The sequence below is a fragment of the Bradyrhizobium sp. USDA 4516 genome, from assembly GCF_054055915.1.
The window spans coordinates 5,413,106-5,425,818 of record NZ_JBSRXT010000001.1 but is presented as its reverse complement, the minus strand read 5'-3'; the positions used below and the strand labels follow the sequence as shown (position 1 = coordinate 5,425,818).

8 protein-coding genes and 1 pseudogene are annotated in these 12,713 nt (G+C 57.6%); 8 read left to right on the top strand and 1 reads right to left on the bottom strand.

Going from position 1 to position 12,713, the window contains the following annotated elements:
- The first annotated feature begins 580 nt into the window (after positions 1–580).
- The 7 genes and pseudogenes from ACVI1L_RS24915 to ACVI1L_RS24885 all read left to right on the top strand — a co-directional run bounded on the left by ACVI1L_RS24915 (position 581) and on the right by ACVI1L_RS24885 (position 9,454).
- Positions 581–1,294 (top strand): MerR family transcriptional regulator, encoded by a 714-nt coding sequence (locus ACVI1L_RS24915; RefSeq protein WP_456785606.1) that lies wholly within the window; start codon positions 581–583, stop codon positions 1,292–1,294.
- Between the two features lie 444 nt (positions 1,295–1,738).
- Positions 1,739–2,746 carry a branched-chain amino acid ABC transporter substrate-binding protein gene (locus ACVI1L_RS24910; protein ID WP_456784097.1) on the top strand — a complete coding sequence of 336 codons (1,008 nt, stop codon included), beginning with the start codon at positions 1,739–1,741 and terminating at the stop codon, positions 2,744–2,746.
- Between the two features lie 879 nt (positions 2,747–3,625).
- Positions 3,626–3,883: pseudogene (locus ACVI1L_RS24905) on the top strand (transposase); the annotation flags it as partial.
- A 164-nt stretch (positions 3,884–4,047) separates the two neighbouring features.
- The gene (locus ACVI1L_RS24900) at positions 4,048–5,076 is read left to right on the top strand and encodes an LLM class flavin-dependent oxidoreductase (protein ID WP_456784096.1); all 1,029 of its coding nucleotides are present in this window, start codon (positions 4,048–4,050) and stop codon (positions 5,074–5,076) included.
- Between the two features lie 1,231 nt (positions 5,077–6,307).
- On the top strand, positions 6,308–6,655 hold the full coding sequence (locus tag ACVI1L_RS24895; protein WP_456784095.1) for a NolY: 348 nt from the start codon (positions 6,308–6,310) through the stop codon (positions 6,653–6,655).
- 959 nt (positions 6,656–7,614) lie between these two features.
- A complete protein-coding gene (locus tag ACVI1L_RS24890) occupies positions 7,615–7,860 on the top strand; it encodes a hypothetical protein (protein ID WP_253640619.1) in 246 nt (81 codons plus the stop codon).
- Between the two features lie 871 nt (positions 7,861–8,731).
- Positions 8,732–9,454, top strand: coding sequence for an outer membrane protein (locus ACVI1L_RS24885; RefSeq protein ID WP_456784094.1), 723 nt, complete (start codon positions 8,732–8,734; stop codon positions 9,452–9,454).
- A 319-nt stretch (positions 9,455–9,773) separates the two neighbouring features.
- Here ACVI1L_RS24885 and ACVI1L_RS24880 read toward each other — a convergent pair whose 3' ends face one another.
- Positions 9,774–10,499: a helix-turn-helix transcriptional regulator gene (locus tag ACVI1L_RS24880; RefSeq protein ID WP_253641083.1), complete on the bottom strand. Its 726-nt coding sequence runs from the start codon at positions 10,497–10,499 to the stop codon at positions 9,774–9,776.
- Between the two features lie 1,323 nt (positions 10,500–11,822).
- Here ACVI1L_RS24880 and ACVI1L_RS24875 point away from each other — a divergent pair.
- Positions 11,823–12,539 (top strand): sulfite exporter TauE/SafE family protein, encoded by a 717-nt coding sequence (locus tag ACVI1L_RS24875; RefSeq protein ID WP_456784092.1) that lies wholly within the window; start codon positions 11,823–11,825, stop codon positions 12,537–12,539.
- Positions 12,540–12,713 lie beyond the last annotated feature (174 nt).

The window sequence follows — 12,713 nt, the reverse complement described above, 5'->3', positions numbered from 1 at the left end:
GGTTCGGACTCGTCGGAGACCCCACACTACGAACAGCGAGCGCAATGCCGATTGATTGTGCATATGAAAATTGGACTCGCTCCGTCCGAGCAAGGCATCGCACGTGCGTGTTGCTCTGTCGCATCACCCGAGAGCGCATCGCATCTTCGTCTCTATGCGCCGCCGGTCTGACTTCTTTTGGCCGCACCTCGGCCAAACGTCTTGACGAGGTGCGCTATGCCGACGCAATGACGAACAAGGAGCCCTACGTTGGAGCAATACAGTGGAGTATTCGATCCCGAAGAGCTTTCTGTCTTAGGAAGGCTTTTTGACAGGGCAGTCTCCGCGCTGCCGCCATCAATGCGAACTCCGGAAAATCGAACGGCGATCGCCAAACTCATCTTGGAGCGTACAGCGGCCGGCAATACCCAGCTGACATGCTTAACGAACCTGTTGATCACCATTTCCCCTCAGGGTTGATCCCGCGCCGTTCTAAGGATAGTCACCACACCTGCGCTGGAATGGAAGACGATCCAGCTAGAGCTTTGAAATGGCTTGAACCCAACGTGACGTCAGGTTGTAGGCTTTGAAATTGAACAACATGAGCAAAGCTACACCAAGACGGCGTCGATGGCGCATTGGCGAACTTGCGGAAGCGACCGGAGTGACGGTACGCACGCTGCATCATTATGAACACACCGGCCTGTTAGCCGCTTCAGAGCGTACGGACGGCGGCCATCGGATGTACGATCGCGAAAGCGTCCAGCGGGTTCATCAGATCCGGGCGCTACGTGAGCTCGGCTTCTCCCTTTACGAGATCCGTAAAGCTATGGAGGGAACGACTTCACTGACCGACCTATTGCGCAAGCATTTGGAGCGTATAGAGCTTCAAGTTGCTCGAGCAACGCTGTTGCGAGATCGATTGCGCAACATGACGACCGACAGTGACGCTCAGGTCAGCGTGGATGAGCTACCTGCCACCTTGGACGCCATGTCGCGGGTTGAGACACGTAGTCAAGCATCCCGATGCACATGCAAGTTGGCTGCAGAACGCGAGGAGCGATGGCGACGCATTCGGGACGACCTCCGCGATTGTATGGATAGAGGCGAACACCCTTGCGGCGAGCGCGCGAAAGCCGTCGCGATTGCCGCGCGCCTGCTGATCGGCGAAATCGCTGGAGCGGATTCTCGGGTTTCGACGATCCTTAAGGTCCTCGCACGCCTAAGCGCCCCACGCAGTTTGGCTGGTTGGGATCCCTGCCTCATGCAATATCTCGATCTTGCCCTCACCGGCCTGGAGGATCAGCCATACTGAGATCACAAGGCGGCTTCGGACGGCTTGACCAGTCCGCTTGGCCGGTTCGATCGTCATGGCGGTTCGGCGTGATCCGCCGGCTTTGATGCCCGGCGGCAGCTTTACCAATCACCGGTCAGATTTTCTGCGAGGGTCTTGGCGATCCGCCGCTTTCTCTGATGCATTGAGCGAAGCTCCCGTTCAAGAAAGGCTTGAATCGCACGTAACGTCAAATTGTAGGCTCCGCCATGGTCGTTGCCCGAGCTGACGCATGCTTCGCTTGGCGATCCTTCGACCGGCGGGCCCGTGCTGGCCGCAGACAGTTGGGGTTAGATCGAGGTGAGCACTAGGAGTTCTGCAGTGTTGAATAGGCGTTACACTCCAGCTGCAGGTGCAGCCTTCCTTTTCTGTGCCCTCGCCTCGACTGCGTGGGCTTCGGACGTTCATATTGCCGTGGCCGGCCCAATGAGCGGAAGCAGCGCGGCGTTCGGCGTGCAGATGCGCAACGGCGCTGCCGCGGCTGTCGAGGCATTGAACGCTTCGGGCCTGCTTCCCAACACCAAGGTGATACTGAGTGTCGCTGATGACGCCTGCGACCCGAAGCAAGCGGTCGCCGTTGCAAATAAGCTCGCAATGGCTCAGGTGCGTCTGGTTGTCGGCCATTTTTGCTCGTCTTCGTCCATCCCAGCCTCCGACGTCTATGCCGAAGCAGGTATCATCCAATTGTCACCTGGTTCGACAAATCCTCAGCTAACGGAACGCGGCATCCAGACCGTGTTTCGGATCTGCGGCCGCGACGACCAGCAGGGCACCGTTGCGGCTGAATACATTCACCGACAACACCATAGCGACAAGATCGCAGTGCTCGACGACAAGAGCACCGCCGGCAAAGGTATCGCCGATGCGGTTGAGGCACAGCTTCAGGGATTCGGCGAACACGTCATTCGGCAGAGCTATATAGCCGGTGAAAAGGATTATACGGCGCTGATCTCTAGATTGAAGAAGGACGGGGTACGCCTCGCCTATATCGGCGGTTATCACACCGAGATCGGGCTGATCATCCGTCAGGCATCAGAAGCAGAGGCCGGCCTTACCGTCATGGCCAACGACCCGTTGATGACCTCCGAATTCTGGGGCATCACCAGCAGCGCGGGAAACGGTACGCTATTTACCTTTATGCCCGACGTGGCAACGAATGCCAATGCGGCCGACGCCGTGGCCAAACTCAAGGCTTCCGAGCTGTCCTCTGAAGGCTACACACTTTACGCCTATGCCGCAGTTCAGGCGTGGGCAGAGGCGGTGAAGCGGGCCGGTTCCCTCAATGCTGCGCGGGTCGCAACCGAACTCCGTTCACGGCCGATCGAAACAGCCGTTGGTCCGGTCAGGTTTGATACCAAGGGAGACAATGCAGGCCCAGGCTTTGTGGTTTACCGCTGGCTCGACGGGCGCGTTGAAGCGCTGGACCAGAACTGATCGACGCGACCACAGCCCTTCTCCGCCAACCCAGCCACCGACACAGATGATGAAACGACGTCAGGATCTTGCTGCCGTTATACTCGCGAGCTCTCTTGTGCTCGCGGCTTTCGGAGCGCTTGTCGCCCTCGCTGCAGCGCTCGCAGAATTACCGGACGTCGACGTAGAGGAGGAGCTACGTCCGATGGTAGACAAATAGCATTTCGATTAAGGCCAGTTCTTGCGACGCTTCACTGCCAAACACCCGCAACAGTCTGATTGTGAATGCTGCGTCGTTCCGCTCATGCGACAGCAGCCATGACAACCAAACCGCCGCGGCAATCTCTCCGTCGACCGCGCATGCTGACAAATGCAACCGTACTTCGCAACTTCCGGCGACCTCACATTGCGCGAAACGCGATTGCGATCCAATCGCTGTTTCGCCAGCGCGTTCCTTGTCAATTCTGCCAGCGCCTCGACCGATCCCAGCGACTTACGTCAAACATAAGGTCTGTGTGAACGCGATCCCACAGCCGGCCAGTTTGACGCGACGCCGCTCGTTGCGAAGCGAATTGCCGATAACAACCTCACATTGATTCCGGCAGCCGGCAATGGCGCCTCGACAATCGGGCAGAGTTACAACGTTGAGAATGTTATCGACATGACTTCGATCAGCTCTCCTATCCGACTGCGCATCCTGGGACGTTGTTCTACTTTCGGGCACAGCCGCCGATCCATTTGGCAAGAAGGATGGAACGCTCCATCTGACATCGCGAAAACTCGGAATATCTACTGCGTGTTTTTGAGCCAAGCTTCGTAAGGGCGCCGACGACAGATGATGTCACATTGCATATTGCCTGCACTTCGAGTGCAAGTGCTGTGCAAAAGCGGAACGGACAGATGAAACGACCGAGATTCACAGAAGAGCAAATTATCGCGATACTGAACGAGCAAGGGGCTGGTGCGAAACCGGCTGATCTAGCTCACAGACACAATATCTCCGAAGCGACGATCTACGACTGGAAGGCCAAGTTCGGCGGCATGGACGTTTCGGCCGCCAAGCGGTTGAACGCCCTGGAAGAGGAGAACGCGAAGCTAAAGAAGCTTCTGGTCGAGCACATGCTTGGCGTGGATGCACTTCGCGAACTCCTATCAAAGTAGTCGCAACCAATATGCAGGTTCTCACGCCCACGCTGCATGGCGCAAGGCCAGAGCGGTAGCTCCCGCAGAATAGCCCGATCGGCCAAGTGATGCACGCCACGTCTTTGAGGCCGAAGGCACAAAGCAACCAGGACTCCCATTCCAGAATCGGAGATGATCGAGTGAAACACGGCCTTCCCTCAAGACTGACATGCGCAATCTTTGACCACTTGGACGACGACGGCCGCGACATTGCGCGACAGTATGAAGATCGTCTCAAGTTGGCGGAGGCGTGTGATTCTCTGGGCTTTTACGCTTATCACCTAGCGGAGCACCACTGCACCCCTCATGGCAGAGGGCCCTCGCCGAACCTGTTTCTAGCAAGTCTCGCGCAGCGCACCCGGAGGCTTCGCTTTGGTCCGCTTGTTTTGTTGCTCAACCTTTATCATCCATTGCGCGCGTTCGAAGAGATCTGCATGCTTGATCAATTGAGCGGCGGCAGGCTCGAGCTCGGTATCGGGCGCGGCGCCCAGCCGATCGAATGGGGCTATTTCGGCATCAGCGCAGGCGCGGCGCCAAGCCGCTATATGGAAGCCAGCGAAATCTTAAATGTTGCGCTGAAGAGCGATACGTTATCCTACCAAGGAAACCATTTTGAGCTGAACAATGTACCCTTAACTTTGAGGCCTCATCAGCGCCCTTATCCACCGACCTGGATCGCCAGCAATCGGACCGAATCGGCGGAATGGGCCGCGGCAAATGGTGCAAATCTGGCGTGTGTCGGCCCCGCCTCTGCTGTCCGAAGCATTACGGATGCTTTTCGTTGGCGTCGAGCGCGCTGCACAGCCGCGGACGATCGAGAGCCATTCCTAGGGTTGGCCCGTATGATCGTGATTGCGAGATCTGAGGGAGACGCTCATGCGGCTGCCGAAACCGCTTATGGACAATGGCTGGATAGCTTTAAGTTCCTTTACGAGTTGAACACCACTCCGACACCGCCGACCCTGCCGCTGTCGTTTGATGCAGCGCTGGAGAGCCAATTGTGCGTCGTCGGAACGCCAGCTTCCGCCCGACAGCAGCTTCTTAACCAGATGGAAGAGGCAGGTACCAACTACCTACTCTGCCAGCTTGCATTCGGGAACCTTCCGCTCGACATGTCACTATACACCGCGAGCGCGATCAGAGCCGAAATCATCGATAGCTTTGGCTGACAATGTCTATTCAACTTCGCTACTGCGGGATGCCCGGCCCCTACTTGGCATGCCGTACGTGCCATTGGCGTACGATCAAGGCGTTCTTTCTCGCTCGACGGCAGATCCCAAACCCATAAGGATATAGGCGCGACCTCAAGCATCACTTTGCCGGCCGGGTAGCCGATGTCGTCGGCGGCGACATGACAGGTTGAATAGCGTTGGCATGACAAACCGGCTCAGCCCGTATGCGGGCTTGTCCTATGCGTCGTCCAGAGCAGGTCAAGGATAGTCGCGTGCACTATCCGCGGACTGGATGCATCCCATCAAAACTTTAGATTTTACGGATTTCAGCCAAATGCACCATAGTCGCTCACCGGTTTCCGGAAAGCACCTTTGACGAAGCTCGTGTAACCATGGACCCCCTTTGCCTTCTGCCCAGTCGCAAGCCGGCTCAAGCCTTTCGCGCCAACATCACCAACGATATCCCTCGACCTTTGAAACCGCGCTACCAGCGGCCTAGCTTCAGCCGGATGGCTCGCCGAACCGTATGGCCCTCATTCGAAGTCGCCGACAGCAATTTCGTCATCCTAAAGGCGTCTCCGACGATTAGGTGCTTCTCACGCGCATTGGCCGGGTTGCATGCGTGCGTCGCATAGAAGCCAGGCAGGCGCACTGCCTCTTGTGCCAGCCTCGGCAAGGCTTGTCGGCCTGACCAAGTGGACAGCCCCGTTACGTCCGCGATGTTGCGATTCTCAAGTAATGCGACGTCAGCCATCTGACCTCCTTAAACACAAAAAGGACGTGCAGGTATCAGCGGCGCGTACTGACGTCGATTTCGGCGACGCGAAAGGCTATGCGACAACACTAGCCGCCCACTTGCGCTCTTTGATCGCGGGGCTCTCATGCCGCCCATTCGCTCCACGCTGCTTGGTGGGCTCCGCCTATGCCAACGGCGTTCCTGCGAGCTCCGCTAGCTTGGAGTGCGCCGGCTCGATAGCTCACTCAAGGACGAGCGTTCTACCACGCAGCGCACAGCGCTCTATAGCGACCATACCTCCTTCGGGTCTTTCTGCGAGACCAGCCTGTCCCTTTCTTTGGTTGCACATGCGCGAGTTGTGTTCTGCAGCGGCAATTCGGTCACGCACCGCATCGGCTGCCTCGCACACCGGAACGCACACAAAAACTACACGTCAATCTCGTTTAATTGGTCTGGAGCAACACTGTGGAACTTGACCCTTCGAATTCGCGCATGCAGGACCTTGAGGATCGCATCGACCTACAACTCGATATCGTGGCAACTCTCGTACGCGAAGGAAGCAACGAGCTCGAGGCAATCCAGCTGCTCAACGCACTCACGAACGAAATGATATCAGCGGAACTGGAGCTCGGCCAGCTCGGCGATACGAGCACCGGTGGCCATCCTGGCGGCGGGCGAGCAGCGCGAATAAGACGGGACCATGGCGTCTACAATCCAGAAGAGCTTCAAATCTTGGGGCGCCTTCTCGATCAGGCAGTGGCCGCCTTACCGCCTGCACTGCGCACTCCGGCCAACCAGATGCGGATTGCCAGATTGATTCTGGCACGTGCAGCGGGTTGAGAGCCGCTTTGCCTTCTGCGATTGACGGCCGCTCAGCGAGAGCTTCATCGCTGGGCTGACCGTGGCTGTGCTCTCCTACCCACGGATAAGGCCGCTTCGAGACCGCGGCTCACCGCTACGTGCATGAGCCGCTCCCACGTGCTGATCATTTCGCTTCGGGGGCGAGACATCCATCCGATTTCCACTGGACTGCACCTCAAACGCTTGGTCATGGCATCTTACACACTCGCCGTTTACTCCATTCGTGCGAGACACCGCACGGTTGACCGAGCCTTCCGATATTCGGATCTTGGCAGCATAAGCTGCCCCCTGATCGCGGCAGCCGTATTCTAAAGTTGCGGACCACCTGATATTTCGCTGCCAGAACGAGCTCCTGGCAGATCAACGCAATTGTCGCGATAGCTTGTCCTGTTTTTTTGGTGCGACCCATCCGGAGCAGAATCGTATCGCAAACGTGGTGCCATACGAAGAAACCGGCGGATGTGGCCAGGCTGTTGACGCATGTCGGGAACCACGCGAACGGATTGTCGAGAATGAGCCACACAGCTGGCCGCGACATAAAGGGCGCATACGACATCTCCCAGAACACTTCTTAGCCTTGAACGTTTAGAAGGTAGCGAACGACCTGCTCTGTAAGACGGCTCTAGTTCGACTGACTCTTGGGAGTGCGGGCCCGGTGAAGGGCGAACGCCGGGCAACAAGATGCGGGGCGCAAAGAGACAAATGTCAACGCAGGGTCTCTTCGGCCAATTCAGAATCGTTCGACTCGCGCCGGCACTTCGACATTCGGTCATCCGGACTTCAACAAGCGGCATTATAAAGTTCGCTGTAGCGCCGCAAGCAGCGCGACACACATTTTGGCTGTGGCTCCGACTTCTTGACGGACAGGACAGGCCGCAGCTCGTCGGTACGCTTCGGACAAATCTTTTACCTTGTGCCAGGAGTCGAGGAGGTTCGAGATGGATCAGGTCATATCCGACCAGGTGCAAGCGCCAGACGCTATCGTAAGTATAGCATTTGAAAAAGCGTGGCGCTTTGTCGAGAAGGACCCAGTTCTAGCGCACCATCTCAAGACGTTTCTTCACAGCCGCTTGAGAGCATTACTGGAGTGTTCGATCAGGACCGGCGAACGGAATACCCTGTATCTGGCGAACGAAGCGATACGTAATTTGCGAGCGGAACTGGCGTTGCAGAGCAAACAGTAGGTGGTTCGTTCCTCTAGCTAGCCGCCACCCTTGTTACCGGCAGGAACGGGACGGTTTCGTCAACTTCCGAAGGGGCAGGTCGTGGTCGAGCTGAGTTTTCCCTGCTCATCTTCTCTATACTGACGACTGCGTCAGAGAGCCCTGCTCGTGCAGCTCTCGTGGTCCCCATAGCAGTAGGATAGAAACGGGAGCACACCGGCAACGAAGGCGGGACCAGCACGCATTGTCCCGACGTGACACAATGCGCACCGTATGTGGCAGCTTGGCATGCGTCTCAGCAATTTCGATGCGGGCTTCATCCAGCGCGGTGACCAACATTCTGCAGCAGACGATCTTGGCGGTGCACCGGCTCGATTGGCTTTCCTGTCGCGGCAAAGAGCAGTTACAGCTCGCGAGATACCGCTCCGGACGTTCAGGATGTCCTTAGATCGATCAATGCCTCTGATGGGTCATTTCCGACGTTACCACAATCTTAAGTAGCCACACGAACTCCTGACCCAAGATAAACCCAAATCCCATCCCGATAAGGACGCCTTCATCTGTGCGGCTCATGACGAGACCCGCTGAACGACGCGCAGCTGGACGTATCGCCAGGAACCTGGTTGTGGCGGCGCTTCAGCAAATGCGCTCGCAGCATTGCGTCGCACAGTGCCATCACGATCGCATCGCCTTCAGGTAAAGGCGCCACGAGGCGCCCTATCAATGTCGCTGCATTTTCGTCGAGGCGTGGCAAGTTAGGCGCCTCACAACCTGACGCACCGTGCGTTTAGGCTCATTTCTTGCGGAGGAATGTTGTGCATCAGTTACAGCAATTCGCAATCATGTTGTTAAGACGCACGGCGCCGGGGGCATCAAAAGGAATGACACTGGAATGAAGAATTTGCTTATTCTGACCGCAGCCATCGCACTCAGCGCTGCAACTCCCACATTCGGCGCTGACCTCGCTGGGCAGCCTGTCAACATCAAGGCGCCCACGTTGCCGGTGGTAGCCCCGATCAACGACTGGAGCGGCTACTATATCGGTCTCAATGGCGGCTGGGGCTCGAGTCACAATTGCTGGAATTTCAACGGCATCACTTCCGAGGGCTGCCATAATTCGACCGGCGGCACCGTCGGCGGCCAGATCGGCTATCGCTGGCAGATCTTCAGAACGGTGTACGGCATCGAAGGTCAGGGCAACTGGGCCGACTTCAGCGGCTCCAATGTCAGCACCGCCTTCCCAGCGGACACCGTTGGCACCAAGACAGATGCATTTGGATTGCTCACCGGCCATATCGGCTACGCGTTCAATGCCGTGCTGCTTTACGCCAAGGGCGGTGCGGCGGTGACCAGCAACACCTATCACGTCAACTCAGCGGCTGCTGGCACCGCGCTTGGCAGGAATAACGATGTTCGCTGGGGTGGCGCGCTCGGCGCTGGCGCCGAAGTCGGCCTGACCCCGAACTGGTCGGCTAGCCTCGAGTATAATCACTTGTTCATGCAGGGCAGCAACGTAAGCTTCGCCACGTCCGTTGGCTTCGATCGCGTTCACCAGGACATCGACCTTGTCACGGCACGGATCAACTACAAATTCGGCCCAGCGTTTGCAAAATAGCGAATGCCACGCGCGCAAGCGTTAAATCGAGAGCCCCGACCAACGGTCGGGGTTCTTTCTCGAAATGCTGCCCTACCGCCTCGCAACCAGCCAGCGGAACGGGCTCGAGCTCGTCTAGGCTTAGATCACTGGCTGGCGGAGCAGACCGCAGGCACACCCGAGGACATCAAGCCAGTCGGCTTGACATGCGTCGTCGAACTCCAGAACCTCACGCAACGTGAGTTTCCCGTCGCCTGTCTCAACGAAGCACTGTTCGAACGACATGAGCCTTGCCAGGGCTTGGCCGTCAATGGCACTTCCTGGCAGTGAGGATGGAATCTCAAAGAATATTGAGGCGAATGGCTATCGCGGTCGCCTGGATCCGGCTGGTCGCACCCAGCTTTCGCATTGCATTCTTGATATGAAAATTGACCGTATTTTCGCTAATTTTTAGGATCTTCCCAATTTCCCAGGACGATTTCCCCTCTGCCACCCACCGCATGCAACTGATCTCCCGTTGCGACAATGCAATTTGTTTCCCGCAGCCGCCATTAGAGGGTCGAGCAATCTCGCCATAGGCGCTGTGAAAGAGCGAAGCCAAGGCATTGAGATGACCGATGCGATTCTGAGGATCAGCATCGTCGGACGGAGACGCAAAGGACACCACAGATACTTGGCCCAACGGGCCAAATAGAGGCACGCTCATGCCATGCTTCAGCCCGGCCTCCCTAGCCTCATCTAATACGCGTCTCTCGTCCGGTTGAAGCTGACAATGGTCAGCGAGTTGGTCCCACAGAAACGGACGCGAATGCATCGGCGTCCGCCGGACCACCGGATCGATGGTGTGGTACTTGCGTTTGAAGTATCGATCGCACCAGGCCGGCGGCCAATTCACAGCGACAGTCGGCGGTGGATACTCAGCCAACCGAAGCGGCTCGACGAAGTTGAGGGCTCCGTAAGCCACTTCACTGAATCCTTCCTCGGTGGCACGGTTTACAAGAAGATCGAACAACGCTCTCAGCGAATGCGTCTGGTTTGCGCATTCGGTGAAGCTAAAGAGATCCACGATGGGCGCTTCGGCACGCCGATCCGGCTCGCCGTCGCTGCGTTCGATTGCATTTGTTTCAGGCCGAGCCAAATTCCATTCCATGAGCTGAACTCTCAGGTTTGCGCTTCGTGAAGTCTGGAGCGCGCGCTGCGTCAGACGCCATTCCCGAATTTTTCGCCTTCCGCCAGCTTGTTCCGTCAAACGCCAGGATCCAGCTGCTATCCTCGTCGGACACCCGACGGCACGCCACAACCGAAGCGCCGTCAAATTCCGTCCGATCGGTCCTGCTCGCCGATGACGCGCTGGCCAAGCAGGCGATCACCGCATTGTCGTTCGTCTGATGGTCTGTGCCCTCGATGCTCCCTTAATAGTGCGGCCAAAGCAGCCATGAATGACAAGATCGGCTCTCCTCAGATTAAATGGTAAGGAGCGACTGTCCTGCCCGAAAGACGCCTGGCTTTGCCTCAAGGTTGAGCGCGATGATACCCTGAACGTTGACCTTCGCGATTCAAGCGAGATGGAGCACGTTGGCCAACTTGGCGGTGCCGGGCTCGACCTTCGCAGTTCGGACATCGGCCTTCTGCTTCCTGCTGACAGGAAGGTCATTTTTTCTTCCTCATCCTGCGAATTGCTGTCGCGGATTCTTCGCTCATCTTCCGTCCTTCGACGGCGTCGGGAATGCGGTCTGCGAGCAACGCGGAAGAGCCGCACCAGCAGGTGACCGCGTGATATAACGGTCCGGCGCCTGATCAGGCGCGTTGAAGAGGTCCAGCGCACCTGAATTGAAGGCACAGATGATCCGTGCGCCGGGAGCGCAATGGGAGATGCGCGCAGAAACGACACCTGCCGGCCGCAGAGGACACCTTGCATGCGCATCTCCATAAGGGAGAGGACCTGGGCGCGGATCAGCAAGTGTCGTACCAACTGGCGCCCTCACAAAAATCAATCCTCGATACCAGGGATTCAAGGCAAGAGCCCGGTTTCGGCGCACGAGCGCTTGAAGCAATGGCGACACTGGAGGAAACGCGACAGCGCCACTTGCGCTGGGCTCCCACGGCCTGGAAAGAGCGCTGCTCGGCGCGGCGGCTCCCAAGCGCCTTTCAAACAGCCGGGCGCTGGCGTACCACTTTCACACCTTGGTCAAGTACCAATGCTGGCAATCGAAGAAGCCGATCCACAAATGGCAATCGTGCGGGAACCTTAGCCGGTGCAACTGCGGCGCGCTGCCGCGCGGCATCCGAGTAAGCGCTCGCTTGGACTTCTTCCCTCGCGAAACGACAATTGGGACTGCGTGCAGTTAGTGCAAGGCAAGCGAAAAACTTTTCGCAGGGTTGGTGAAGTATGCTTTCTCTGTTCTTCGCGATTATCTCACTGCTCTATGCAATGGTTGGCCAAGCCGGTGGAACCGCGTTCCTTGCGCTTATGGCGTTTTCTAGCTTGCCCTCCACAGAGATGCGCCCGACGGCGCTTGGCCTCAACATAGTTGTCGCGAGTTATTCCACGTGGTTCTTAAACCGCAACAAATTCATCGACTGGATGGCGCTCCGGCCGCTTCTATTGTCATCGATGCCGGCGGCACTTGCCGGCAGCTTGCTGGTGCTCGGGGAGCACGTTTACAGGACGTTGACTGGTCTTGTCCTCCTTTTGGCAAGCGCTGTGATGGTTGTTCGGCGCGGCCGCGTTGCCCATCGTATTTTCGACACTCCGCTCTGGGGAAGCGTGGGCATTGGAGCGGTCGTCGGGTTTGTTTCGGGTCTGACCGGCGTGGGCGGTGGAGTATTCCTGGCGCCTGCGCTCATGACACTGAAGTGGGCGTCAGCCAGGCAAGTCACCCTGCTGTCGCCTCCGTTCATCCTGGCGAATTCCACAGTGGGCTTCGTCGGAGTTCTTTTCACCGGCCAGTTTCCGTGTTCGGATTCGGCCATTTACGCAATCGCCGCACTGGGAGGAGCCGTCGCAGGAACGGTTATCGGCCTGAAATGGCTGAGCCAGACAGCTATTAGGTTCATCCTCGTAGCGGTTTTGCTCATTGCCGGCGTGCAGTTGGTTCGCACCTAGATGCGGTTCGATCTGCCTTTGCTGCGGCTGTCGTTGCGGTCATCGTGCTCCACCAACGGGGGCCATGACAATAGCCGGAACGATTCCAAAACGAATGACCTGAGGCCGTGAAGCAGAACAGACGCGTATCGTCTGACTTGGACGTGCCGGGGAGTACAGAAGCTGACAATGCCC

Excerpts from the sequence above, each read along its gene's own strand:
- ACVI1L_RS24915 (WP_456785606.1), top strand. The coding sequence starts at position 581 with ATGAGCAAAGCTACACCAAGACGGCGTCGATGGCGCATTGGCGAACTT.
- ACVI1L_RS24910 (WP_456784097.1), top strand. The coding sequence starts at position 1,739 with ATGAGCGGAAGCAGCGCGGCGTTCGGCGTGCAGATGCGCAACGGCGCT.
- ACVI1L_RS24895 (WP_456784095.1), top strand. The coding sequence starts at position 6,308 with ATGCAGGACCTTGAGGATCGCATCGACCTACAACTCGATATCGTGGCA.
- ACVI1L_RS24890 (WP_253640619.1), top strand. The coding sequence starts at position 7,615 with ATGGATCAGGTCATATCCGACCAGGTGCAAGCGCCAGACGCTATCGTA.
- ACVI1L_RS24885 (WP_456784094.1), top strand. The coding sequence starts at position 8,732 with ATGAAGAATTTGCTTATTCTGACCGCAGCCATCGCACTCAGCGCTGCA.
- ACVI1L_RS24875 (WP_456784092.1), top strand. The coding sequence starts at position 11,823 with ATGCTTTCTCTGTTCTTCGCGATTATCTCACTGCTCTATGCAATGGTT.